This window comes from Xanthomonas sp. LMG 12462, from assembly GCF_009192885.1.
GTDB lineage: Bacteria > Pseudomonadota > Gammaproteobacteria > Xanthomonadales > Xanthomonadaceae > Xanthomonas_A > Xanthomonas_A sontii.
In genome coordinates this window covers 118,322-141,532 of record NZ_NMPP01000077.1, presented here as the reverse complement: position 1 = coordinate 141,532, position 23,211 = coordinate 118,322, and the positions used below count along the sequence as shown (strand labels likewise).

21 protein-coding genes are annotated in these 23,211 nt (G+C 68.8%); 14 read left to right on the top strand and 7 right to left on the bottom strand.

The genetic code is table 11. The annotated features are described in order from the left end of the window. Positions 1 to 463: 463 nt before the first annotated feature. A complete protein-coding gene (locus tag CEK69_RS17395; protein WP_152246970.1) occupies positions 464 to 1,531 on the top strand; it encodes an NAD(P)-dependent alcohol dehydrogenase in 1,068 nt (355 codons plus the stop codon). A gap of 314 nt (positions 1,532 to 1,845) precedes the next feature. Here the strand turns inward: CEK69_RS17395 and CEK69_RS17390 are convergent, their stop codons facing one another. Both CEK69_RS17390 and CEK69_RS17385 read right to left on the bottom strand, forming a co-directional pair. Further along, the gene (locus CEK69_RS17390) at positions 1,846 to 3,588 is read right to left on the bottom strand and encodes a M28 family metallopeptidase (protein ID WP_152246968.1); all 1,743 of its coding nucleotides are present in this window, start codon (positions 3,586 to 3,588) and stop codon (positions 1,846 to 1,848) included. 81 nt (positions 3,589 to 3,669) lie between these two features. Next, positions 3,670 to 4,332 (bottom strand): hypothetical protein, encoded by a 663-nt coding sequence (locus tag CEK69_RS17385; protein WP_152246966.1) that lies wholly within the window; start codon positions 4,330 to 4,332, stop codon positions 3,670 to 3,672. A gap of 187 nt (positions 4,333 to 4,519) precedes the next feature. Here CEK69_RS17385 and CEK69_RS17380 point away from each other — a divergent pair, with 187 nt between their 5' ends. Together CEK69_RS17380 and CEK69_RS17375 are read left to right on the top strand one after the other, a co-directional pair. Then, positions 4,520 to 5,746: a peptidoglycan DD-metalloendopeptidase family protein gene (locus CEK69_RS17380; RefSeq protein WP_152246964.1), complete on the top strand. Its 1,227-nt coding sequence runs from the start codon at positions 4,520 to 4,522 to the stop codon at positions 5,744 to 5,746. A gap of 104 nt (positions 5,747 to 5,850) precedes the next feature. After that, the gene (locus tag CEK69_RS17375) at positions 5,851 to 7,350 is read left to right on the top strand and encodes a S41 family peptidase (protein WP_152246962.1); all 1,500 of its coding nucleotides are present in this window, start codon (positions 5,851 to 5,853) and stop codon (positions 7,348 to 7,350) included. A 66-nt stretch (positions 7,351 to 7,416) separates the two neighbouring features. On the opposite strand, the gene CEK69_RS17370 is transcribed toward CEK69_RS17375, so the two are convergent. From CEK69_RS17370 to CEK69_RS17360, 3 genes are read right to left on the bottom strand one after another with little or no spacing between them, the layout of a single operon-like run. After that, entirely contained in the window at positions 7,417 to 8,403 is a 987-nt protein-coding gene (locus tag CEK69_RS17370; protein ID WP_152246960.1) for a D-2-hydroxyacid dehydrogenase family protein, read from the bottom strand. A gap of 4 nt (positions 8,404 to 8,407) precedes the next feature. Beyond that, on the bottom strand, positions 8,408 to 8,728 hold the full coding sequence (locus tag CEK69_RS17365) for a DUF1820 family protein (RefSeq protein ID WP_017908048.1): 321 nt from the start codon (positions 8,726 to 8,728) through the stop codon (positions 8,408 to 8,410). 35 nt (positions 8,729 to 8,763) lie between these two features. Continuing rightward, positions 8,764 to 9,456 carry a rhomboid family intramembrane serine protease gene (locus CEK69_RS17360; protein ID WP_017908049.1) on the bottom strand — a complete coding sequence of 231 codons (693 nt, stop codon included), beginning with the start codon at positions 9,454 to 9,456 and terminating at the stop codon, positions 8,764 to 8,766. 245 nt (positions 9,457 to 9,701) lie between these two features. Between CEK69_RS17360 and CEK69_RS17355 the strand changes: the two genes are divergently transcribed. Continuing rightward, a complete protein-coding gene (locus CEK69_RS17355) occupies positions 9,702 to 11,042 on the top strand; it encodes an outer membrane protein transport protein (RefSeq protein ID WP_152246958.1) in 1,341 nt (446 codons plus the stop codon). A 140-nt stretch (positions 11,043 to 11,182) separates the two neighbouring features. Here the strand turns inward: CEK69_RS17355 and putA are convergent, their stop codons facing one another. Then, positions 11,183 to 14,377: a bifunctional proline dehydrogenase/L-glutamate gamma-semialdehyde dehydrogenase PutA gene (gene putA, locus CEK69_RS17350; RefSeq protein ID WP_152246986.1), complete on the bottom strand. Its 3,195-nt coding sequence runs from the start codon at positions 14,375 to 14,377 to the stop codon at positions 11,183 to 11,185. Between the two features lie 263 nt (positions 14,378 to 14,640). Here putA and CEK69_RS17345 point away from each other — a divergent pair, with 263 nt between their 5' ends. From CEK69_RS17345 to CEK69_RS17325, 6 genes are read left to right on the top strand one after another with little or no spacing between them, the layout of a single operon-like run. Then, a complete protein-coding gene (locus CEK69_RS17345; protein WP_019796200.1) occupies positions 14,641 to 15,117 on the top strand; it encodes a DUF2244 domain-containing protein in 477 nt (158 codons plus the stop codon). Between the two features lie 20 nt (positions 15,118 to 15,137). Further along, positions 15,138 to 16,130, top strand: a complete 993-nt coding sequence (gene coxB / locus CEK69_RS17340; RefSeq protein ID WP_152246956.1) for a cytochrome c oxidase subunit II — start codon at positions 15,138 to 15,140, stop codon at positions 16,128 to 16,130. Between the two features lie 31 nt (positions 16,131 to 16,161). Further along, positions 16,162 to 17,772, top strand: a complete 1,611-nt coding sequence (gene ctaD, locus CEK69_RS17335; protein ID WP_017914173.1) for a cytochrome c oxidase subunit I — start codon at positions 16,162 to 16,164, stop codon at positions 17,770 to 17,772. Beyond that, positions 17,772 to 17,903, top strand: a complete 132-nt coding sequence (locus tag CEK69_RS21435) for a hypothetical protein (protein WP_017914172.1) — start codon at positions 17,772 to 17,774, stop codon at positions 17,901 to 17,903. The genes ctaD and CEK69_RS21435 overlap by 1 nt, the downstream gene beginning before the upstream one ends. Beyond that, entirely contained in the window at positions 17,900 to 18,490 is a 591-nt protein-coding gene (locus tag CEK69_RS17330; RefSeq protein WP_017914171.1) for a cytochrome c oxidase assembly protein, read from the top strand. Before CEK69_RS21435 ends, CEK69_RS17330 begins: the two co-directional genes overlap by 4 nt. A 19-nt stretch (positions 18,491 to 18,509) precedes the next feature. Continuing rightward, entirely contained in the window at positions 18,510 to 19,391 is an 882-nt protein-coding gene (locus CEK69_RS17325; protein ID WP_010341611.1) for a cytochrome c oxidase subunit 3, read from the top strand. Positions 19,392 to 19,493: 102 nt separating this feature from the next. Here CEK69_RS17325 and CEK69_RS17320 read toward each other — a convergent pair whose 3' ends face one another. Next, entirely contained in the window at positions 19,494 to 19,712 is a 219-nt protein-coding gene (locus CEK69_RS17320; protein ID WP_010341612.1) for a twin transmembrane helix small protein, read from the bottom strand. Between the two features lie 30 nt (positions 19,713 to 19,742). Here CEK69_RS17320 and CEK69_RS17315 point away from each other — a divergent pair, with 30 nt between their 5' ends. The 4 genes from CEK69_RS17315 to cyoE are packed head-to-tail and all read left to right on the top strand — an operon-like array spanning position 19,743 to position 23,168. Continuing rightward, positions 19,743 to 20,501 carry an SURF1 family protein gene (locus CEK69_RS17315; protein ID WP_152246954.1) on the top strand — a complete coding sequence of 253 codons (759 nt, stop codon included), beginning with the start codon at positions 19,743 to 19,745 and terminating at the stop codon, positions 20,499 to 20,501. Positions 20,502 to 20,528: 27 nt separating this feature from the next. After that, positions 20,529 to 21,104 carry a hypothetical protein gene (locus tag CEK69_RS17310; protein WP_148829646.1) on the top strand — a complete coding sequence of 192 codons (576 nt, stop codon included), beginning with the start codon at positions 20,529 to 20,531 and terminating at the stop codon, positions 21,102 to 21,104. Between the two features lie 10 nt (positions 21,105 to 21,114). Continuing rightward, on the top strand, positions 21,115 to 22,278 hold the full coding sequence (locus tag CEK69_RS17305) for a COX15/CtaA family protein (RefSeq protein WP_152246952.1): 1,164 nt from the start codon (positions 21,115 to 21,117) through the stop codon (positions 22,276 to 22,278). Beyond that, on the top strand, positions 22,275 to 23,168 hold the full coding sequence (gene cyoE / locus CEK69_RS17300; protein ID WP_152246950.1) for a heme o synthase: 894 nt from the start codon (positions 22,275 to 22,277) through the stop codon (positions 23,166 to 23,168). Before CEK69_RS17305 ends, cyoE begins: the two co-directional genes overlap by 4 nt. The last annotated feature ends 43 nt before the right edge of the window (positions 23,169 to 23,211 follow it).

Below are 23,211 nucleotides of genomic sequence, written 5' to 3'. Positions count from 1 at the left end.
AAGGTGCCCCGAAGGGGCGGATGAGGGTACGGGCGAAGCCTCGCATCGTCAGATCCAGGCGAGCGCTACGCGCTGCGTCCCCTCACCCCAACCCCTCTCCCGGCGGGAGAGGGGCTCGGTTCCCTGCCCCTCGGAAGATGTGCCGCGCTATGAGATGCGCAAGAGCGCGCATCGAGACGTGCCGCAGCGCAGCCCGTCCGTCGTGCCGTGGATGAGCGCAGGCATTCCGCCCGCACGCCATCGATGGAGTGCGGCTACGTTCAGCCGAACATGTGCGCCAATCCACACTTGTCAGTTTCTACTGCGGATTCAGAGCAAGCGCATCGCACCGTTCCATGTGGCGATGCGTGCGTTTCATGCCACGCCGCTTAGACTTTTTCCCGATTTCGGCGACCGCGTGGGCATCTCTGCCTGCCTCGCGCACCGCCCTTCGGCCCCTTTCACCCACCACGAGGCCTTCCCCATGAGCCAAGCCAATGGATACGCCGCCAAGGCGTCCGATCAGCCGCTGACCCCGTTCACCTTCGAGCGCCGTGCGCTCGGTGCGCACGACGTCAGTATCGAGATCCTCTACTGTGGCGTCTGCCACTCGGATCTGCACACCGCCCGCAACGAGTGGCACAACACCCAGTACCCGTCGGTGCCGGGCCATGAAATCGTCGGTCGCATCACCGCGGTGGGCGACCAGGTCAGTGCCTTCAAGGTCGGCGATCTTGCCGGTGTCGGCTGCATGGTCGACAGCTGTCGGCATTGCGCTTCCTGTGCCGATGGCGAGGAGCAGTACTGCGAGAACGGCTTCGTCGGCACCTACAACGGTCCGATGTTCGGCGGCGAGAACACGTATGGCGGCTACTCCGATCACATCGTGGTCGATGAGAAGTACACGCTGCATATTCGCCACGATGCCGAGCAACTGGCGGCGGTGGCGCCGCTGCTGTGCGCCGGCATCACCACGTATTCCCCGCTGAATCACTGGAAGGTCGGCCCGGGCAAGAAGGTCGGCATCGTTGGGCTGGGTGGCCTCGGGCACATGGGCGTGAAGATTGCTCATGCGATGGGCGCGCACGTGGTGCTGTTCACCACCTCGGCCGGCAAGCGCGAGGACGCGCTGCGCCTGGGGGCGAGCGAGGTGGTGGTGTCGAAGAACGCCGAGGAGATGGCAGCGCACAGCAACAGCTTCGATTTCATCCTCAACACCGTCGCGGCCCCGCACGATCTGGATGCGTTCCTGACCCTGCTCAAGCGCGATGGCACCATGACCCTGGTCGGCGCGCCGGCCGAGCCGCATCCGTCGCCGACGGTGTTCAACCTGATCATGAAGCGGCGCCAGTTGGCCGGTTCGCTGATCGGCGGCATCCGTGAGACCCAGGAGATGCTGGATTTCTGCGCCAAGCACGGCATCGTGTCCGACATCGAAACGATCGAGATGGCGCAGATCAACGAGGCCTATGAGCGCATGCTCAAGGGCGACGTGAAGTACCGCTTCGTCATCGACATGGCCAGCCTGGGGCAGGCCAAGCAGGCCGCCTGAGCCGACGGCGACCGTGGCGGTCAGCCGCCGCGGTCACGTCATGCGTCATCGTCATCCCGTGAAAGCCCGGGCAGCGCATGCCCGGGCGTTTCTGTGGCGGTAGCTCTCGTCGCGGCCGAAGTGCTCTACGCGTGGGCTTCCGATCGGCATTCGAGGCGCTCGGAAGACGTCCGGCAACCGCGCACCGCTGCATGCGGTAAGCGATCTGCACGAGGTGGTGGCAGCGACGATGCCCGGTGCGCCACGCGACCGATGGGGGCAGAGACGACAACGGCGCCGAAGCGCCGCTGCCATGACACGAAGGAAGCCGCCGCCTACTTGCCGGCGGCAGGCTCGGCCGCCGGCAACGACGTCGGCCTGCCCATCATCTTGTCGCGTGCGGCCTTGAACGGATTGTCCGCGTACCAGTTCGGCCAGCTGTCGCCGGCGGCCAGTTCCTTGCCGACGCCGTACACGGCCTGCAGGTCGTCCATCACGCCGTCGAGCTTCCAGGTCGCCGGATCGTACTCGTCGGCCGGCGTGTGATAGCGCTTGGCGTACTCTGCCGCGGCACGGCGCCCGGCCTCGATGCCGCCGTCGACCAGGTCTTCGCCGCCGTCGATGTACAGCGCCGGCACACCGGCCTTGGCGAAGTTGAAGTGATCGGATCGGAAGTAGAACCCGCTCTGCGGTGCGTCCTCGGAGTGCAGCACGCGGCCTTGCGCGGCGGCGATCGGCTTGAGCATATCTTCCAGTTGCGAGCTGCCGAACCCGTTGACCACCAGGTCCTTGGCGCGCCCGGCTACCGGCATCGCATCGAGGTTGATGACGCCTGCGATCTTGTTCAGCGGGAAGGTCGGATGCGCCACGTAGTACTTGGAACCAAGCAGCCCCGACTCCTCCAGCGTCACCGCCAGGAACACCACCGAACGCTCGGGCTTGGGCTGCTGGTGCGCGAACGCCTCGGCGATTTCGAGGATGCCGGCCACGCCGGTGGCGTTGTCGACCGCACCGTTGTAGATGTTGTCGCCGGGTTCGCCCTCGTGCTTGCCCAGGTGATCCCAGTGCGCCATGTACAGCACCGCTTCGTCGGCACGGCTGCTGCCGGGCAGCACGCCGACCACGTTGCGCGAGGTCTTCTCGGCGATGGTGCTCTTCAGGTCCACCGAAAGCTTGGCCTTCAGCGGGACCGGCTTGAAGCCGCGCTTGCTGGCGTCCTTGTAGGCCTGCGCCAGGTCCAGGCCGGCGTCGGCGAACAGCTGCTTGGCCGCCTCGGCGGTGAGCCAGCCCTGCACCGGAATGCGCGGCTCCGGATCGTCCTTCGCCGGCAGGTCGTACTGCGCGCCGGACCAGGAGTTCTTGACCACGTCCCAGCCGTAGCTGGCGCCGGGCGTGTCGTGCACGATCAACGCGGCGGCGGCGCCCTTGCGCGCGGCTTCCTCGAACTTGTAGGTCCAGCGCCCGTAGTAGGTCATGCGCTTGCCTTCGAACAGGCTGCCGTCGCCGGTGTGGAAGCCGGGGTCGTTGACGAACATCACCACGGTCTTGCCCTTCCAGTCCTGGCCGGCATAGTCGTTCCACTTCTGCTCCGGCGCGTCCACGCCGTAGCCGACGAAGACCATGTCGCTGCCATCGAGCTTGACCTCGGGCTGGCCGGTGCGCGTGCCCACCACCATGTCGGTGCCGAAGGCCAGCTGCCGTGCTGCGCCGTCGTGGGCGATGGTGAGCGTGGTGCCCGGCGCCGCGGTGGTCTCGGTCATCGCCACGTCCTGGAACCAGCTGTCGCCGTTGCCCGGTTGCAGGCCGATGCGCTGCATCTGGTCGCGGATGTAGCTGACCGTCTTGTCTTCGCCAGGCGTACCCGGACCGCGGCCTTCGAAGGCATCGGAGGACAGCGTCTTGACCAGTTCCGCGAAGTCCGCCGGTGCGATTCCGGTGGAGAACGCGTGCGTGGGCGCCGCAGCGGGTGCGGGCGCCGCGGCCGGTGGCGCGGTGTCGGCGGCCGGGGCAGGCGCTTCGCGTTTGCACGCGGTCAGCGCGGCGGCTGCGGCCAGGCACAGCACGAGCTTGCGGGACATGGGGGCTCCTGATGGCGAGGGAACCCTGGATTCTATAGGCAAGCCGCGCGCGCCCGGGCGGGCGCGTCGTCGCGGCATGGCTCAGTTGTTCGGCGCGGTGTCGCCGTCGAAGGGCAGCGCGGTGGCGCCGGTGATCGGCCCGGTCTTGGCGCTGCGATGCACGTACAGGGTCACTTCGCGCTCGAAGCGCAGCGGGCCGTCCACCACCGCACGCGGGCCGACGATGACCCGTGGCTTGCGCGTCGGCTTGAACGACATGCTGAAACTGGGCTTGTTGATCGAAATGCCGCCACCGACATGCGAATCGTGGCCGACGGTGATGTCGCCGTTGACCGTCTCGATGCCCTTGTCCAACTGCGTGGCGACCAGGCCGATGCTGCCGTTGACGCTCTCGATGCCGCCGCCGACGCGGCCGCCGCGGTCGACGAAGATGCCGCCGTTGACGGTTTCGATGGAACCGGCGACCTGTGCGCGCTCGCCGAGGGTGATGCCGCCGTTGACCGTGGACAAGCCCTTGGTCTGCGCGCCGTCGGCGACCTTGACGCTGCCGTTGACCGTTTCCACGCTGCCCACCTGGGCGCCGGACTGGACGGTGATGCTGCCGTTGACCGTTTCCAGATCGCCGTACTGCTTGCCGGCGTCGGCAGTGATGCTGCCGTTGACCTTGCTGATGCCTTCGCCCGCGAACGCCGGACCAGCCGTCAGGGCCAGCGCCAGCACAACCACCAGATGCATGCGTTTCATCCTTCACCTCCCGGGCGCCGGCGATGCGGCCGCAATCAATCGTGGGGCGATCACAACACGCTTCGCTACAATCCACACCTGCCTGAAGTCACTGGACCCTCGCTTGCCCGCAGCCGCGCCTGTTCCATCGCATTCCGCCGCGCCCCGCGCGGCCGGGCGGCGTGCGCCCGGACACTGGCGCGGCCTTGTGCGCCGCCTGCTGGCGCTGACGTGGCTGCTGACCGCCGGCGTAGCCGCGGCGCAGAATCCGCGCGAGGCCGAGAAGCGCCTGGAAAAGGTGCGCAGCGAGCTGAAGAGCGTGGCCGAGGAGCGCCGGCAACTGGAAGGCAAGCGCGGCGACGCCGCACGCCAGTTGCGCGAGGCCGACGAAAAGGTCGCCGTCACCGGCCGCAGTCTGGCGCAGACGCAACAGGCGCTGCAGCGGCACCAGCAGACCCTGGCCGAGCTCGAACGCAAGCGCGATGGCCTGCGCAGTGGCTTGACGCGCCAGCGCGCCGAACTGGCGCAGCTGCTGCGGGCGGCCTATGCCATCGGCGGCAATGCGCCGCTGAAGCTGCTGCTGGCGCAGGACCGCGTGGCCGATGCCAACCGCCTGCTGGCGTATCACCGTTATCTGCAGCGCGAGCGCGCGCAGCGCATCGCGACCTTGACCCACGAACTGCAGGCGCTGGAACAGGTGCAGCGCGAGGTCGTCGAACAGAAGCAGCAACTGAGCGAGGCCCAGCGCCGCCAGCAGGAACAGGCCCAGGCGCTGCAGCGCGACCGCAAGCAGCGCGCCAGCGTGGTCTCGGAGCTGGATCAGCGCTACCAGGACCGCAGCGAACGCGAGAAGGCGCTGGGCCAGGATGCCAAGGCGCTGGAAACCCTGCTCGCCAACCTGCGTGCCGCCGCCGCCCGCGCCGAGGCCGAGCGCCGCGCCGCGGCCAGGCGCGAGGCGGCCGAACAGGCGGCGCAGGCCAAGGCCGCGGCGAAGGCCGGGCGTGGCGGCGGCAAGATACCGCCCAAGGTGGTCGCCTCGGCACCGCCGCTGAAGGTCGGTGGCCTGGGCTGGCCGCTGTCGGGCGACCTGATCGCGCGCTACGGCGGCAGGCTGCCCGATGGGCGCACCAGCAGCGGCGTGCTGATCGCCGCGCCCGCCGGCAGCACCGTCACCGCGGTCGCCGACGGCACGGTGGTGTTCTCCGACTGGATGACCGGCTACGGCATGATCCTGATCGTGGACCACGGCAATGGCTACATGAGCCTGTACGCGCACAACGACACCCTGCTGCGCGACGCGGGCGCCAAGGTCAAGCGCGGCGATGCGGTGGCCAAGGTCGGCAATTCCGGCGGGCAGGGCCGCCCGGCGCTGTACTTCGAACTGCGTCGCAATGGCCAGCCGGTGGATCCGGCGTCGTGGCTGCAGCGCCGCTGAGCCACGCCGGCGCGGCGCGTTCAACGCGAATTTAGCTCGGCTTCGCGCATAATCCGGACAACCGCGCCGTGCACGGTGCGGGTCTTCCCCAATCGGAGTGCTTCATGCGCGTAGTCCTGTCCGCAGCCCTGTTGCTCGCTCTGGCGCCGCTGCCGTCGATGGCGCAACGCGCCGAGGCGCAGACGCCCACGGCCCCGGCGGCCAGCGCCGACGATCCGGATTCCACCGAATCGGCCAGTGCCAAGGTGCCGCTGGACGAGATCCGCCGCTACGTGGCGGTCTACAACGCGGTGAAGGAAGCCTACGTCGATCCGGTCGACGACAAGAAGCTGATGCAGTCCGCCATCCGCGGCCTGCTGCTGGACCTGGATCCGCACAGCACGTATTTCAGCAAGGAAGACGCCGAAGCCTTCGACGAGCAGACCAGCGGCGCCTACGACGGCATCGGCGTGGAGCTGCTGCAGCTGCCGGACAACACGCTCAAGGTGGTGTCGCCGATCGACGACACGCCTGCCGCGCGCGCCGGCCTGCGCTCGGGCGACATCATCATCGCCATCGACGGCAAGCCGATCAGCGCGGTCAAGGCGATGGAGCCGCTGCGCGGCGAGCCGGGCAGCAAGGTCGTACTGACCATCGCCCGCGACAAGGTCGCCAAGCCGTTCGACGTGACCCTGACCCGGCAGACCATCCGCGTGGCCAGCGTGCGCAGCCGCATGCTCGAACCCGGCTACGGCTACATCCGCATCAGCACCTTCCAGGCCGACACCGGCGCCGATTTCCACAAGCAGTTGCAGCAGTTGCAGGCGCAGGCCGGCGGCAAGCTGCGCGGCCTGATGCTGGACCTGCGCAGCAATCCGGGCGGCCTGCTGACCGCGGCGGTGCAGGTGGCCGACGACGTGCTCGACAAGGGCACCATCGTCAGCACCCGCGGGCGCATCTCGGTCAGCGATTCCAAGTTCGACGCCACCCCCGGCGACCTGCTCAACGGCGCGCCGATGGTGGTGCTGGTGGATGCCGGTTCGGCCAGCGCCTCGGAAGTGCTGGCCGGTGCGCTGCGCGACAACAAGCGCGCGCGCATCGTCGGCAGCCGCACCTTCGGCAAGGGTTCGGTGCAGACCGTGCTGCCGCTGGACAATGGCGACTCGGTCAAGCTGACCACGGCGCGGTACTACACCCCCAGCGGCAAGTCGATCCAGGCCAGCGGCATCGTGCCCGACGTGGTGCTGCATCCGGAGGCCAGCGCGGACGATGCCGACAAGCCGGCGGCGATCGCCGACTACAGCGAAGCGACCCTGCCGGGCCACCTGCATGGCGACGACGAGGGCGCCGAGGGCTACACCGCCGGCGACGTGCTGCCGGGCGACGGCCCGATCGCGCAGGCGCTGGCCGAACTGAAGCAGCCCGGCGCGGTGGCGCGGGCGGCCGCGGCGGCACCGGCCGGCAAGGGCAAGGCCAAGCCGGCGCACAAGCCGGCGGGCGCGGCGCCGAAGGCCGCCCCGGCGAAGCAGCCGGCGGCGGAACCGGCCAAGCCCGAGCCTGCCAAGACCGAGTCCGACAAGACCGGCTCCGACAAGACCGAGCCTGCGCCGGCCTCCGGTACCTGAGCCGACGGCGGCCCGCCTCGCCATCGCGCGCGGCGTAGCCGCTGCGCGGCGGCGGTGGCCAGTCGCTCAGTCGGCGACGGTGAGGACTTCGGGATTGGCCAGGCCCTGCGGCGTGCCGGCGGCGAAGGCCAGCACGTTGTCGAAGGCGGCGCCGAAATACAGGTCGTAGCTGCTCTGTTCGACGTAGCCCAGGTGCGGCGTCGCCAGCACCCGCGGATGCCGCAGCAGCGGATGCTGAGGATCCAGAACCGGTTCCTGCTCGAACACGTCCAGTGCCGCCTGTCCGGGACGGCCGGCGTCCAACGCGGCCAGCAGCGCGCCGGGCGCGATGAGTTCGGCGCGGCTGGTGTTGACCAGCAGGGCGTCCGATTTCATCCGCAGCAGGTCGTCCAGTCCGATCTGGTGGCGGGTGGCCGCGACCAGGCGGCGATGCAGCGTCAGCACATCGCTCTCGGCGAACAACGCCTCGCGGCTGGCGGCGACCGCAAAGCCGTCGGCGCGCGCTTGCGCACAACTGTCCTCGCTCCCCCATACCTGCACGCGCATGCCGAAGGCGCGGCCGTAGGCGGCGACGCGGCGGCCGATCTTGCCGTAACTCCAGATGCCGAGGGTCAGCCCGTCCAGGCTGCGGCCCAGCTGCGCTTCGCCGGTGGCCTGCCAGTGCCCGGCACGCAGCGCATCGCGGTAAGCGGGCAGGCGCCGGCTGGCGGCCATCAGCAGCGCCCAGGTCAGTTCCGCCGGTGCCACCGGCGCGCCGACGCCTTCGGCCACGGCCACGCCGCGCGCGGTGCAGGCGGCCAGGTCGAGGTGTTCGCCGATCCGCCCGGTCTGGCTGATCAGGCGCAGCTTCGGCAGTCGCGCCAGCAAGGCGGCGTCGATGCGGGTGCGCTCGCGGATCAGCACCAGCGCCTCGGCCTCGGCGGCGTGCCGAACGAAGGTCTCGCGATCGGGCGCCAGCGCGGTCAGCACCTGCACGCTGTGCGCCTGCAGCCGCGCGAAGCAGGGCAGGTGGCGCACCGCATCCTGATAGTCGTCGGCGATCAGGATGCGCATCGGCTCAGCGTGGCTTGCCGGGCATCGGGAACGGCGTGACCACCTTCTCGCCGGTGGCCGCGTCGCGGATCGTCGATTGGCCCTTCTTCTCCACTTCCTCGATGCGCACGATGCTCTGCATCGGCAGATGCAGCGTCTTGGTGTCGCCGAACTCCTCGCGCAGGCGTTCCTCGGTGGGATCGATCACCAGCCCGTCGTGCACGTCGAACACCAGCGTGCCGATCTCGGTGAAGCCCCACAGATGGCTGCTGCCGACGTGCTGGCAATACAGCTCGTAGACCTTGCCGTGGTTGAGGAAAGTCACTTTGTACAGGTGCTTGAACATGCGCGCAGTATACGGGCGCCGTTGCCGCAGGCGGCTCAGAAGCCCTTGCGCTTGCGCAGCCGCCGCGCGATCGCCGCGCGCACGTACAGCCCGTAGACCATGCCGAAGGCGAAGCCGGCCAGGTGCGCCGACCACGCCACCATGCCGAAGGCCGGGCCGATGTAGGCGAACACCACCTGCAGCGCCGCCCAGGTGCCGATCAGCAGCGAGGCCGGGGCGCGCACGAATTCCAGGAACAGCCCCAGCGGCAGCACCACGCCGAGCTTGGCTCGCGGGAACAGCGCCAGGTAGGTGCCGATCAGCGCCGAGACCGCGCCGCTGGCGCCGATGATCACCCGGTCCGGGGTGCCGACCGCGAACACCGCGGCCAGGTTGGAAATCGCCCCGCCGCCCAGGAACAGCAGCAGAAACCGCCACGGCCCCAGCACGCGTTCGGCGGGCAGGCCGAAGATCAGCAGGAACACCAGGTTGCCGAGCAGGTGCGACCAATCGGCGTGCAGGAACAGCGCGGTGAACAGGCGCAGCACGCTGCCGTCCTGCACCGTGGCCAGCCAGTCGCGCGGGCTGCCCACCCCGGCCGAGAGCGCGCCCCAGTCCAGCCACAGGGTCGCGCGCGCCTCGTCGGGGCGGCTGATCGACCACAGGAAGGCCAGCCACATCGCCGCGAACAACAACGGCGTGGCCCAGCGCAGCGTGGTGCGTTCGCGGGAGGGGATGGAAACGAACATGCGAGGGAACGGGGGAGCCGGAGACCGCCAGGGACGCCACGATAACGACTTCATCCGGCTGAACGCACCCCGACTCCACACGAAGCTGAACGCATCATGTCGTTATTGTTTAGTTAACGGTGCGGGGTATACTCGCATACGGCGTCGTATGTCGGGAGGGGACTCCGGCGCGCATTCCTGGACCATTCCGGTCCGGGAAGGCGCAGGCGCGAACACAGACACTCGTCTTCCGGAGAAAGCTAGCCATGCAAAACGCAACCCAGTTCGTCCGTTTCACCGCTCTGGCCGTCGGCATCGTCGGCGCGCTGGCCATGGGCCAGGCGCACGGCGCCGCGTTCCAGCTCAAGGAGAACAGCGCCAAGGGTCTGGGCCGCGCCTTCGCCGGCTCCGGTAGCGCCCCCGGCGATGCCTCGATCATCGCCGTGAACCCGGCCGGCATGCGCCAGCTCGACGGCAAGGTGTTCCAGGCCGACGTCAGCGCCATCCAGTTCTCGGCCAAGTACCAGGGCAACGGCGGCACCTACGCCAACGGCCAGCCGATCTCCGGTGGCCGTGGCGGCGACGCCGGCATGATCGCGCCGGTTCCGGCCGCGTACTTCCACATGCCGTTCGGCGAAAACAACAACATGCACTTCGGCACCTCGCTGACCGTGCCGTTCGGCTTCAAGACCGAATACGACCGCGACTGGGTCGGCCGCTACAACGGCGTGAAGACCGAACTGCAGGCGATCGACCTGAACTTCGCCTTCTCCTACGACGTCAACCCGTACGTGTCCTTCGGCGCGTCCGTGTTCGCCGAGCGCCTGAACATCGAACTGACCAACGCCATCGACTTCGGCACCGTCCTGGCCTCGCGCCGCGTGCCGGGCTTCGCGCCGGGCAGCGCCGACGGTTTCTCGCGCATCAAGGGCGACAACACCGCGGTCGGCTTCACCCTGGGCGGCCTGTTCAGCGTCGACGAGCACACCCACATCGGCTTCAGCTACCGCTCGCAGGTCGAGCACAAGATCACCGACGGCGACGCCGACTTCACCGTGCCGGGCAATGCCGCCACCGTGTTGGCCTTCGCCGCGCCGGGCACCTTCGTCGACACCAAGGGCCGCGCCACCGTCAAGCTGCCGGCCAGCGCCACCGCCAGCTTCACCCACGACATCAACGAGCAGTGGACGGTGATGGCCGACGTCACCCGCACCGCCTGGAGCAAGTTCGACAAGGTCACCGTCGACTTCGCCTCCAACCAGCCCGACAGCGTGCTGGACTTCTCGTACCGCGACACCACCTTCGTGTCGCTGGGCGCCGACTACCGCATGAGCGACACGCTGACCCTGCGTGGCGGCTTGGCCTACGACCAGACCCCGACCACCGACCAGCACCGCGACGTGCGCGTGCCGGACGCGAGCCGCAAGTGGGTCTCGCTGGGTCTGACCTGGAAGCCGTCCGAGCAGACCGAGTACAGCTTCGGCTACACCCACCTGTTCACCAACGATCCGAGCATCGCCACCACCAGCGCCACCGGCAACCGTCTTGTCGGCGACTACGAAGTGAGCGGCAACGTGCTGGCGGCCTCGGTCAACTACAAGTTCTGATCGCAGGCGCTTCGCAGTTCCACGAAAAAGCCCCGCTTCGGCGGGGCTTTTTTTATGCCTGTCCGCAGCGTGCGCTGCGCGCTGCGGCAGGCTGCGCTCAGCGCAGGTTCCGGACGGAACGCTGCGCCGAAGCGGGCCGGTCAGTCGCCCAGGGTCAGCAGCGAGGCGTTGCCGCCGGCGGCGGTGGTGTTGACCGTCACCACCTTCTCGGTGGCGAAGCGCAGCAGGTAGTGCGGGCCGCCGGCCTTGGGGCCGGTGCCGGACAGGCCCTGGCCGCCGAACGGCTGCACGCCGACCACCGCGCCGATCTGGTTGCGGTTGACGTAGACGTTGCCCACCGCCACGCGCGAGGCGATGCGCTCGATGGTCTCGTCGATGCGCGAATGCACGCCCAGGGTCAGGCCGTAGCCGGTGGCGTTGATCTGGTCGATCACCGCGTCGAGCTGATCGGCCTTCCAGCGGATCACGTGCAGCACCGGGCCGAAGATCTCGCGCTGCAGCTGCGTCAGCGACTGCAGCTCGTAGGCGCGCGGGGCGAAGAAGCTGCCGTGCGCGGTAGCGGCGTCGGTGGCGGCCACGGCGATCGCGCGCGCTTCGCGGTCCATGCGTGCGGCGTGATCGGTGAGAATCTGCAGCGCATCGGCATCGATCACCGGGCCGACGTCGGTGGACAGCAGGCCGGGGTCGCCGACCTTCAGCTCGGCCATGGCGCCGGCCAGCATGGTCATCACCTTGTCGGCGATGTCGTCCTGCACGAACAGCACGCGCGCGGCCGAGCAGCGCTGGCCGGCGGAGATGAAGGCGCTGGAGATCGCGTCCTTGACCACCGCTTCCGGCAGCGACGAGGAGTCGGCGATGAAGGCGTTCTGGCCGCCGGTCTCGGCGATCAGCACGCCGATGGCGGCATCGCGCGCGGCCAGCGCGCGGTTGATCGCGCGGGCGGTGTCGGTGGAGCCGGTGAAGGCGACGCCGGCCACGCGCGGATCGCGGGTCAGCGCGGCGCCGACGGTGGCGCCGTCGCCGGGCAGGAACTGCACCACCGCCTCCGGCACGCCGGCTTCGTGCAGCAGCTTCACCGCGGCATGGCCGACCAGGTTGGTCTGCTCGGCCGGCTTGGCGATGACGCTGTTGCCGGCGGCCAGCGCCGCGGCGACCTGGCCGAGGAAGATGGCCAGCGGGAAATTCCACGGACTGATGCACACGAACACGCCGCGGCCGTGCAGCTGCAGTTCGTTGGATTCGCCGGTCGGCCCGGGCAGGCGCTCGGGCGCACCGAACTGCGCGCGCGCCTGGCCGGCGTAGTAGCGCAGGAAATCCACCGCTTCGCGCACTTCGGCGACGCCGTCGGGCAGGGTCTTGCCGGCTTCCTTGACGCACAGCGCCATGAACTCGGGCATGCGCGCTTCCAGCAGGTCGGCGGCGTGTTCGAGGATGGTGGCGCGGCTGGCGGCCGGGGTGCGGTTCCAGGCCGGATAGGCGGCCGCGGCGTTGCTCAGCGCCTTCTCCACGGTGTCGGCATCGGCCGGCTTCCAGTGGCCGACGATCTGGCGATGGTCGGCCGGGTTGGCGACCGCCAGGGCGTCGCCGGCGATCACCGCGCCGGGTACCAGCGGCGCGGCCTGCCAGGGCTTGAGCGCGGTGTTGAGCTGGTCGGCCAGCGCGCGCAGATCGTTGTCGTTGGCGAGGTTGGCGCCCATGGAGTTCTTCCTGTTGTGGTTCTGGCTGCGCAGCAGATCGACCGGCAGCGGAATCTTCGGATGCGGGATGGAGGCGAACGCGGACACGGCCTCGACCGGGTCGCGGATCAGGTCTTCGATGGCCACGTCTTCGTCGGTGATGCGGTTGACGAAGCTGGAGTTGGCGCCGTTCTCCAGCAGGCGCCGCACCAGGTAGGGCAGCAGGTCCTCGTGCGAACCCACCGGCGCGTACACGCGGCAGGGCACGCCGAGGCGGTCGGCGGGGATCACCTCGGCGTAGAGGTCGTCGCCCATGCCGTGCAGCTTCTGGTGTTCGTAGTCGCGACCGCCGGCGATGGCGCGCACCGCGGCGATGGTCTGCGCGTTGTGGGTGGCAAACATCGGATACAGCGCGTCGCTGTGCGCGAACAGGCGCTTGGCGCAGGCCAGGTAGGACACATCGGTGTTCTGCTTGCGGGTGAACACCGGATAGCCCGGGTGGCCCTCGACCTGCGCGCGCTTGATCTCCGCGTCCCAGTAGGCGCCCTTGACCAGGCGCACCGGGATGCGGCGGCCGACGCGGCGCGCCAGGTCGGCGAGGAAATCGATCGTGTACGGGGTGCGCTTCTGGTACGCCTGCACCGCCAGCCCATAGCCTTCCCAGCCGTCCAGCGAGGGATCGGAGAAGGTGGCCTCGATGATGTCCAGCGACAGTTCCAGGCGGTCGGCTTCTTCGGCATCGACCGTGTAGCCGATGCCGTAGGACTTGGCCAGTTGCGCCAGTTCCAGCACGCCGGGTACCAGTTCGGCCATCACCCGCGCGCGCTTGGCGTGCTCGTAGCGCGGATACAGCGCCGAGAGCTTGATCGAGATGCTGGGCGCGGCGAACACCGCGTCCTTGCCGCCGCCCTGCTGGCGCTGCGCGGCGAAGTGCTTGCCGATGGCATGGATCGCCTGGCGGTAGGCATCGAGATAGCGCTGCGCGTCCTTCATGGTCAGCGCGCCTTCGCCGAGCATGTCGAACGAGTAGCGGTAGTGGGCGTTGTCGCCCTTCTTCGAGCGGGTCAGCGCCTCGCCGATGGTCCGGCCCATCACGAACTGATGGCCCATGATCTTCATCGCCTGGCGCACCGCCAGGCGGATCACCGGCTCGCCGACGCGGCCGATCAGGCGCTTGAATGCGCCGGACACGTCGGCGCGGGTGAGGTCGTTGATCTGCACCAGCTTGCCGGTGAGCATCAGGCCCCAGGTCGAGGCATTGACCAGGATCGAGTCGCTCTCGCCCATGTGCTTCTTCCAGTCCGCATCGCCGAGCTTGTCGCGGATCAGCTTGTCGGCGGTGTCCTGGTCGGGGATGCGCAGCAGCGCTTCGGCCACGCACATCAGCAGCACGCCTTCCTCGCTGCCGAGGTCGTACTGGCGCATGAAGGCCTCGATCGCGCCCTGGTCCTGGGCGCGGGCGCGCACCCGGGTGACCAGGTCGGCGGCCAGCGCCTGCACCCTGGCCTGGTCGGCCGCGGGCAGGCGCGCCTGCTCGAGCAGTTCGCGTACGTGTTCGGCTTCGTCCTTGAGCCAGGCGGCGGTGATCGCCGCGCGCAGGGCCTGCGGCGCGGGCGGGAGTTCGGGGGACAGCAAGGGCGAAGGAGACGCGGACGGCATCGCCGGGACAGAGCCGGCGCCAGGCAGAGCGTTCATGCGGGAAAGGCCAGGGACAGAGCCCGCTATTTTATGTCAGCGCCTGCACGCGCAGGGGGTTGCCGGCATCGCCACGGCGATGGCGGACGCGTCCAGGCTGAACGCACATCTTGTTGCGCTACAGCATTTTTTGTGGTGAACGCGCGCTTGCCGCCGCGCAGGCCGGGGGCTACCATCCAGGCGTGCTCGCGGCTCGGGCACGAGCGGTTCGGAAGCGGCGGTTCGACATGATCGAAATGTTTCCGTTTTCTCCGGAGGGGTCGGGTACGCAGCTGCGGCTGCGACCGCCGCGGGCGTTGAATGCCCGGCAATTCGTTCTGTTGTTCGTCGCACTGGCCGGGGCGATGTGGGCCGTGGCTGGGCTGGGGTGGCTCGCCGGCAATGTGTTCGCGCCTGCGTTCGCCCTGTTGCACAGCATCGTGGTGGCGCTCGCGCTGCATTGGTCGTGGCGTGGCGGCGAGCGCGAAGAGGATATCCGGGTGGGTCCGGCCTGCGTGGAAGTGACCCGTCCGAATGCAGGAACGCCGGCGTTCCGCGCCCACCCGCATTGGGTGCGGTTGCGGATCGAAGGCGACGACAGGGTGGTGCTGGCATCCAGCGGCAAGCAGGTCAGGGTCGGCGAATTCCTCGGCCCCGACGAACGCCGGCAACTGGCGCAGACCCTGGAAGGCTTGCTCGCGGCCGTGACCGGCCGCAACCGATGACGCTCCAAGGGGTCTAGGCAATGAAGCAACGCGGCGGGTGGGTGCAACAGGCGGTCAGGGGCGGGATGGCGTTGGCGGCGGCGATGGCCGCACCGCTGGCGTGGGCGCAATCGGCCGATCCCAAGCCGTGGCAGCTCAACATGGGCAGGGGCGTCACCCAGAGCGCGCGCAACGCCTACGACGCGCACATGGTCGCGTTGTGGGTGTGCGTGGTCATCGGCGTGCTGGTGTTCGGCGCGATGGCCTATGCGATCTTCAAGTTCCGCAAGTCCAAGGGCGCGGTGCCGGCGCAGTTCAGCCACAACACCAAGGCCGAGATCGTGTGGACGGTGATCCCGGTGCTGATCCTGATCGTGATGGCGTGGCCGGCCACGGCCAAGCTGATCGCGATGTACGACACACGCGATGCCGAGATGACGGTGAAGGTCACCGGCTACCAGTGGATGTGGCGCTACGAATACCTGGGCGAGAACGTCTCGTTCACCAGCCGCCTGGCGCGCAGTTCCGACCGGCTGCGGCAGAGCGGCGCGGTGCCGACGGCCGAGCACGACCCGCACTACCTGCTCGACGTGGACAACCGGCTGGTGCTGCCGGTGAACACCAAGGTGCGCTTCGTCATCACCGCCGACGACGTCATCCACGCCTGGTGGGTGCCGGCGCTGGGCTGGAAGCAGGACGCCATCCCCGGGATCATCAACGAAGCCTGGACCAGCATCGACACCCCCGGGGTGTACCGCGGCCAGTGCGCCGAACTGTGCGGCAAGGACCACGGCTTCATGCCGATCGTGGTCGAGGCGGTGAGCAAGCAGGACTTCCAGAAGTGGCTGGCATCGCGCAAGCCGGCGCCCGCCGCTGCGCCCGCCCCGGCCACGCCGGCGGCGGCCCCGGATGCTGCGCCGGCCTCCACCGAACCCGCTGCCGCGCCCGCCGACGCCCAGGCGCCGGCACCGCCGCCGCAGGCGCGGCTGTCGCGTCCTCGTTCCGACTCGCACCTGATCGTGCAAGCCGCCTGATCTCCAGCATTCCTTTTCTGAGGTAGCCGCCATGGCCCATTCGGCAGTCGATCACCACGACGAGCACGGGCATCAGCAGAGCTTCGTCGAGCGTTGGTTCTTCTCCACCAACCACAAGGACATCGGCACGCTGTACCTGCTCTTCAGTTTCACCATGTTCGTCATCGGTGCGGCGATGAGCGTGGTGATCCGCGCCGAACTGGCGCAGCCGGGCCTGCAGTTCGTCAAGCCCGAGTTCTTCAACCAGATGACCACCGTGCACGCGCTGGTGATGATCTTCGGCGGGGTGATGCCGGCCTTCGTCGGCCTGGCCAACTGGATGATCCCGCTGCAGATCGGCGCGCCGGACATGGCGCTGCCGCGCATGAACAACTGGTCGTTCTGGCTGCTGCCGGTGGCCTTCACTCTGCTGCTGCTGACCCTGTTCCTGCCCGGCGGTGCGCCGGCCGGCGGCTGGACCATGTATCCGCCGCTGATGCTGCAGGGCGGCTACAACGTCGCCTTCTCGGTGTTCGCCATCCACGTCGCCGGCATCAGCTCGATCATGGGCGCGATCAACATCATCGCCACCGTGCTCAACATGCGCGCGCCGGGCATCGACCTGCTGAAGATGCCGATCTTCTGCTGGGCCTGGCTGATCACCGCGTTCCTGCTGATCGCGGTGATGCCGGTGCTGGCCGGCGCGGTGACCATGCTGCTCACCGACAAGTTCTTCGGCACCTCGTTCTTCAACGCCGCCGGCGGCGGCGACCCGGTGATGTACCAGCACATCTTCTGGTTCTTCGGGCATCCCGAGGTCTACATCATGATCCTGCCGGCGTTCGGCGTGATCAGCGAAATCATCCCGACCTTCAGCCGCAAGCCGCTGTTCGGCTACCAGGCGATGGTCTACGCGATCGCGGCGATCGCGTTCCTGAGCTTCATCGTCTGGGCGCACCACATGTTCACCGTGGGCATGCCGTTGGGCGGCGAGATCTACTTCATGTTCGCCACCATGCTGATCTCCATCCCCACCGGGGTGAAGGTGTTCAACTGGGTCAGCACCATGTGGCAGGGCTCGATGACCTTCGAGTCGCCGATGCTGTGGGCCATCGCCTTCGTCATCCTGTTCACCATCGGCGGTTTCTCCGGGCTGATGCTGGCGATCGTGCCGGCCGACTTCCAGTACCACGACACCTATTTCGTGGTCGCGCACTTCCACTACGTGCTGGTCACCGGCGCGGTGTTCGCGCTGATCGCGGCGGTGTACTACTGGTGGCCGAAGTGGACCGGGCGCATGTACAACGAGACCTGGGCCAAGTTCCACTTCTGGTGGACGATGCTGTTCGTCAACCTGCTGTTCTTCCCGCAGCACTTCCTCGGCCTGGCCGGCATGCCGCGGCGCATCCCCGACTACAACGTGGTGTTCGCCGACTGGAACCTGGTCAGCTCGATCGGTGCGTTCGGCATGTTCGTCACTCCGTTCCTGATGGCCGGCATCCTGCTGGCGTCGCTGCGCAACGGCGCGCGCGCCGAAGCGCGCTCGTGGGAAGGCGCGCGCGGCCTGGAGTGGACGGTGCCGTCGCCGGCACCGGCGCACACCTTCACCCTGCCGCCGGTGCTCAAGCCCGGCGATCTGGCCCACGACGACATCAGCCACTGATGACCGCGCAACCGCCGCTCGACGACCTGGTCCTGCGCCGCAAACGTGCGGTGCGCACCGCGCTGGTGGTCGGCGCGGTGGCGCTGGCGATCTACGTCGCCTTCGTCCTCTCGGGGGTGTTGGGCCGATGAACGCGCCAGCGCCGCGGGTGCACAGCAGCGCCGGGCTGTTCAAGCTGGTCGGCGTTGCGCTGGCGGTGTTCGTGCTGACCTTCTCGCTGGTGCCGCTGTACCGCATCGCCTGCGAGAAGGTGTTCGGCGTGCGCCTGGAGCGCGGCCCCGGCGAAGGACCGCAGGCCGGCAAACCGCTCGCGGGCAAGCGCACGGTCACCGTGCAGTTCGATGGCGGGGTGAACTCCAAGCTGCCCTGGTCGTTCCATCCGGAGCAGCTGACCATGCAGGTGGTGCCGGGCGAACTCAACGAGGCGCTGTACTACGCGCACAACGATGGCGCGCACGCCATCGTCGGCAGTGCGGTGCCGTCGGTGGCGCCGGCACGCGCGTCCGGCTACTTCACCAAGACCGAGTGCTTCTGCTTCACCGCGCAGACCCTGCAGGCCGGCGAGAAACGCGACATGCCGGTGCGCTTCATCGTCGATCCCAACCTGCCCAGCGACATCAGCACCATCACTTTGTCCTACACCTTCTACAAGAACGATGCGCTGAGCGCGGAACTGGGATCGCCGAAACTGGCCGGTTCCGCGCGCGCGGCTCCCTGACCCGACCGGAATGCCTGCCATGGCCCAGCCCAGCACCGACGCCACCGCCAACGCCTACTACGTGCCCAGCCAGAGCCGCTGGCCGTTCATCGGCTCGATCGCGATGTTCGTGACCATGATCGGCGTGGCCAGTTGGCTCAACGACGCGTCCTGGGGCAAGTGGACCTTCTTCACCGGCATCGCGATGCTGGTGGCGACGCTGTTCATGTGGTTCGGCGATGTGATCCGCGAATCGATCGCCGGGCACTACAACCGCCAGGTCGACGTGTCGTTCCGCATGGGCATGGTGTGGTTCATCTTCTCCGAGGTGATGTTCTTCGGCGCCTTCTTCGGCGCGCTGTTCTACACCCGTACCTTCATCCTGCCGTGGCTGGGCGGCGAGGGCGACGGGGTGATGACCAATGCGCTGCTGTGGGACGGCTACTCCGCCGCCTGGCCGACCAACGGCCCGGGCGGCATCGGCGGCCAGTTCCAGACCATCCCGGCCTGGGGCCTGCCGCTGATCAACACGCTGATCCTGCTCAGCTCCGGCGTCACCCTGACCATCGCCCACCACGCGCTCAAGGCTGGCCAGCGCACCCGGCTGATGGTGTTCCAGGCGCTGACCGTGGCGCTGGGCTGCACCTTCCTGTACTTCCAGGCCGAGGAGTACATGCATGCCTACAAGGAACTCAACCTGACCCTGGGCTCGGGCATCTACGGCTCGACCTTCTTCATGCTCACTGGCTTCCACGGCGCGCACGTGCTGCTGGGCACGATCATGCTGCTGGTGATGCTGCTGCGGATCAGCCGCGGCCACTTCAGCCGCGACAACCACTTCGCCTTCGAAGCGGCGGCGTGGTACTGGCACTTCGTCGACGTGGTGTGGCTGGCGCTGTTCCTGTTCGTCTATGTGCTTTGAGGGCTGGGAATAGGGAATCGGGAATTGGGAATCGCAAGCACGGCTATCGCTTGCGCTCCCCCTTTGCCGATTCTCTTTTCCCGATTCCCCATTCCCGGTTTCTCAGCGGCCAAGTCCGTGAGGCTTGATCACTCCCGTGTAGATGCCCAGGATCACCAGCAGGATCAGGCACACCGATAGGCCGATGCGCCAGGTCAACGCGTTCACCGTGCGCTTGCTCTGGCCGCGGTCCACCAACAGGTAGTACAGGCCGGCGCCCAGGTTCCACAGGATGAGCAGCAGGAACGCGACGATCAGCAAAGTCTTCAGCGAGTCGTTCATGGGCGTCTCGGCGCATGGTGTGTCCGCATTATGACCCTCGCCGCTGCCTCGCGCGTGGGTGCGCGCCGGCGCATGCCGCTGTGGCTGGGTTGGAGCGTCGCGGTGGCGGTGGCGGTGTGCTTTTGCATGCTCGGCCGCTGGCAGTTGCAGCGCATGCACGAGAAGCAGGTGCTGTTGGCGCAGGCGGCGCATGTGCGCGATCGTCCGCAGACGCTGGCCGATGCGCTGCGTGCGACGCCGCCAGGCCAGTTGCGCTGGGTGCATGGCGCTGGCCGCTTCCTGCCCGGGCAGATCCTGCTCGACAATCAGCTGCGGCAGGGCCGCAGCGGGGTGAAGGTGTACCAGCCGTTCCTGGCCGACGGCGCGGCGGCGCCGCTGCTGGTGGAACTGGGCTGGCTGCCGCTGCCGGCCGATCGCGCGCTGCCCGAGCCGGCGCCGCTGCAGGGCCGCTACACCGTGGCCGGCCTGCTCGGACCGGCACCGTCGCATGGACTGGCCCTGGGTCCGGCGTTGGTGGCGGCGCCGTCGCCGCAGCGCTGGCTGGCGATGCGCATCGAGCCGGGAGCGATCGGCGAGGCGCTCGGCCGCCGCGACATTTTGTCGCAGGTGCTGCGCCTGGATCCGGCCCTGCCGCTGGGCTACCCGCGCGACCTGGACCTGCTGCCGAACACGCTGCCGCCCGAGCGCCACTTGGGTTACGCGGTGCAATGGTTCGGCCTGGCGCTGGCGGTGCTGGTCACCGCGGCGCTGCTCAGCTGGCGCGCGCGCAGGGGACGGGGCGGGCGCTGAGCGCGCGCGCATGAGAAAATCCCCGGCATGAATGCTCCCACCCCGGCCCCGCGCCCGGCGGCCGCACGCGGCCGCTGGCCGCTGATCGTGTTGTTCGTCCTGTTCTTCGGCTCGATGCTGGTCGCCGGCGCGTTGCGCTTTTCCGGCTGGCAGCCGGCCGCCAGCCGCAACCACGGCGAACTGCTGCAGCCGCCGGCCGACCTGCGCGCGCTGCAGCCGCGGCTGGCCGATGGCCGCGTCTACGCCTGGGAGCCGCAGCGGCGGCTGTGGCGCATCGCGCTGGCGCCGCCAGCGGACTGCGGCAGCGCCTGCGAGGCGCTGGCGCGCGATCTGGACAAGGTCTGGCAACTGTTCGGCCACGACGCCGACCACGTGCAGATCCTGTGGATCGGCACGCCGCCGGCCGCCGCCCAGGCCCTGCCGCAGGTGCAAGCGTTGCGCGCGGATCCGGCGCTGCTGGCGGCGCTCCCGCGGGTGCGCGATGCGGCCGGGGTGCCGGTCTACGTCATCGATCCGAACGGTTTCGTGGTGCTGCGCTATGCCCCCGGGTTCGACCCGGCCGGGTTGCGCGCGGACCTGGCGAAACTGCTGAAACTCCTGTGAGCCGCTTCCTATGACCTTGTTCGCGCGCCCGGCGCTGTTCCGGCATTTCCACCGCATGGCCTGGCTGGCGGCGCTGTTCACCGCCAGCACCATCATGTTCGGCTCGTTCGTGCGCCTGTCCGATGCGGGCATGAGCTGCCCGGACTGGCCGACCTGCTACGGGCGCATCACCTGGCCACAGACCAGTGCCGAAGCCGATACCCACGCCGCCAGCAAGATCCGGCCGCTGGAAACGCACAAGGCGTGGCGCGAGCAGATCCACCGCTTCCTGGCCGGTGCGCTGGGCGTGGAGGTGCTGGTGCTGTCGCTGCTGGCGGCGCGGCGGCGCCGGCTCGGCATCGCCCAGATCGTGACGGCGGCGTCGCTGGTGGCGCTGTCGATCCCGCTGTACATGTCCGGCTGGCCGGGGCTGGCGATGCTGGTGGCAGTCGGCGGCGAGGCGATCCTGCTGCTGGCGGCGCTGCGCTGGTCCAACGACGACCTGGCCCGTGCCGCGGTGCTGACCCTGTCGGTGGTGATCTTCCAGGCCCTGCTGGGCATGTGGACGGTGACCCTGCTGCTCAAGCCGATCGTGGTGATGGGGCATCTGCTGGGCGGCCTGCTGATGTTCTCGCTGCTGGTGTGGATGGCCTGGCGCGCCACCCACCTGCCGATCACCCTGGCCGATGCGCCACGCCTGAAGTGGCTGCTGCGCCTGGGCGTGGCGGTGCTGGTGCTGCAGATCGCGCTGGGCGGCTGGGTCAGCGCCAACTATGCGGCGCTGGCCTGCGGCGGCGGCAGCTGGTCGGCCGACAACTTCCCGCGCTGCGTCAGCCAGTGGTGGCCGCCGCACGATTTCCGCGAGGGCTTCACCCTGTGGCGTGGCATCGGCGTGGACTACGAAGGCGGCGTGCTCGACGGCGCGGCGCGCATCGCGATCCAGATGGCGCACCGGATGATGGCGATGGTGGTGGCGGCCTACCTGCTGTGGCTGAGCTGGCGCCTGAGCCGCACGCCGGGCATGCGCGGCTGGGCCGCGGCGCTGGCGCTGCTGCTGGTCGCGCAGGTGTGCCTGGGCATCCTCAACGTCAAGCTGGCGCTGCCCTTGCCGGTGGCGGTGCTGCACAACGCCGGCGCGGTGGCGCTGCTGTTCGTGCTGGTGTCGTTGCTGGCGCGCTTGCGGGCGCCGCAATGAGCGCGCATCGCGTCCACTGGCGCGACTATTGGGACCTGACCAAGCCCAAGGTCGTGGCGCTGATCGTGTTCACCGCCCTGGTCGGCATGTGCCTGGCGATCCCGGGGCTGCCGACCTGGGCGCAGGTGCGCACCGGCCTGCTCGGCTTCTTCGGCATCTGGCTGGCGGCCTCGGCGGCGGCGGCGATCAACCAGCTGCTGGACGCGCGCATCGATGCGCAGATGGCGCGCACCTCCTGGCGTCCGCTGGTGGTGGGCAAGGTGCTGCCGTGGCAGGTGCTGCTGTTCGCCACCGTGCTGACGGCGCTGTCGATGACCGTGCTGGTGGTGTGGGTCAACGGGATCACCGCGGTGCTGACCTTCGCCTCGCTGATCGGCTATGCGGTGATCTACACGGTGTTCCTCAAGCGCACCACGCCGCAGAACATCGTCATCGGCGGCCTGGCCGGCGCGGCGCCACCGCTGCTGGGCTGGGCCGCGATCACCGGCATGCAGGGCCAGTGGGACTGGGCCTATGCCTCGCTGCTGGTGCTGATCATCTTCGTGTGGACGCCGCCGCACTTCTGGGCATTGGCGATCTTCCGCCGCGCCGACTACGCCAAGGCCTCGATCCCGATGCTGCCGGTCACCCATGGCGTGGCGCATACCCGCCGGCAGATCCTGGTGTACACGGTGCTGCTGGTGGTGGTGACGCTGCTGCCGGTGGCGGTGGGCATGAGCGGGGTGTTCTACCTCGGCGGCACCCTGGTGCTGGACGCGGTGTTCCTCTGGTACGCCTGGCGCATGCTCGACCCGCCGGACGAGATGTTCTCGATGCGCATGTTCGGCTACTCCATCGTGTACCTGATGGCGCTGTTCGCGTTCCTGCTGGTCGATCACTGGATCGCCTGAACGGGTCGTTCAGTTTTCCGCTCAAGTGTTGCCGGTCGCGGTC

Excerpts from the sequence above, each read along its gene's own strand:
- putA (WP_152246986.1), bottom strand. The coding sequence starts at position 14,377 with ATGCCGTCCGCGTCTCCTTCGCCCTTGCTGTCCCCCGAACTCCCGCCC.
- CEK69_RS17365 (WP_017908048.1), bottom strand. The coding sequence starts at position 8,728 with ATGTTCAAGCACCTGTACAAAGTGACTTTCCTCAACCACGGCAAGGTC.
- CEK69_RS17390 (WP_152246968.1), bottom strand. The coding sequence starts at position 3,588 with ATGTCCCGCAAGCTCGTGCTGTGCCTGGCCGCAGCCGCCGCGCTGACC.
- CEK69_RS17315 (WP_152246954.1), top strand. The coding sequence starts at position 19,743 with ATGACCCTCGCCGCTGCCTCGCGCGTGGGTGCGCGCCGGCGCATGCCG.
- CEK69_RS21435 (WP_017914172.1), top strand. The coding sequence starts at position 17,772 with ATGACCGCGCAACCGCCGCTCGACGACCTGGTCCTGCGCCGCAAACGT.
- CEK69_RS17375 (WP_152246962.1), top strand. The coding sequence starts at position 5,851 with ATGCGCGTAGTCCTGTCCGCAGCCCTGTTGCTCGCTCTGGCGCCGCTG.
- CEK69_RS17345 (WP_019796200.1), top strand. The coding sequence starts at position 14,641 with ATGATCGAAATGTTTCCGTTTTCTCCGGAGGGGTCGGGTACGCAGCTG.
- ctaD (WP_017914173.1), top strand. The coding sequence starts at position 16,162 with ATGGCCCATTCGGCAGTCGATCACCACGACGAGCACGGGCATCAGCAG.
- CEK69_RS17305 (WP_152246952.1), top strand. The coding sequence starts at position 21,115 with ATGACCTTGTTCGCGCGCCCGGCGCTGTTCCGGCATTTCCACCGCATG.
- CEK69_RS17325 (WP_010341611.1), top strand. The coding sequence starts at position 18,510 with ATGGCCCAGCCCAGCACCGACGCCACCGCCAACGCCTACTACGTGCCC.
- CEK69_RS17330 (WP_017914171.1), top strand. The coding sequence starts at position 17,900 with ATGAACGCGCCAGCGCCGCGGGTGCACAGCAGCGCCGGGCTGTTCAAG.
- CEK69_RS17355 (WP_152246958.1), top strand. The coding sequence starts at position 9,702 with ATGCAAAACGCAACCCAGTTCGTCCGTTTCACCGCTCTGGCCGTCGGC.
- CEK69_RS17385 (WP_152246966.1), bottom strand. The coding sequence starts at position 4,332 with ATGAAACGCATGCATCTGGTGGTTGTGCTGGCGCTGGCCCTGACGGCT.
- CEK69_RS17370 (WP_152246960.1), bottom strand. The coding sequence starts at position 8,403 with ATGCGCATCCTGATCGCCGACGACTATCAGGATGCGGTGCGCCACCTG.
- coxB (WP_152246956.1), top strand. The coding sequence starts at position 15,138 with ATGAAGCAACGCGGCGGGTGGGTGCAACAGGCGGTCAGGGGCGGGATG.
- CEK69_RS17360 (WP_017908049.1), bottom strand. The coding sequence starts at position 9,456 with ATGTTCGTTTCCATCCCCTCCCGCGAACGCACCACGCTGCGCTGGGCC.
- cyoE (WP_152246950.1), top strand. The coding sequence starts at position 22,275 with ATGAGCGCGCATCGCGTCCACTGGCGCGACTATTGGGACCTGACCAAG.
- CEK69_RS17320 (WP_010341612.1), bottom strand. The coding sequence starts at position 19,712 with ATGAACGACTCGCTGAAGACTTTGCTGATCGTCGCGTTCCTGCTGCTC.
- CEK69_RS17395 (WP_152246970.1), top strand. The coding sequence starts at position 464 with ATGAGCCAAGCCAATGGATACGCCGCCAAGGCGTCCGATCAGCCGCTG.
- CEK69_RS17310 (WP_148829646.1), top strand. The coding sequence starts at position 20,529 with ATGAATGCTCCCACCCCGGCCCCGCGCCCGGCGGCCGCACGCGGCCGC.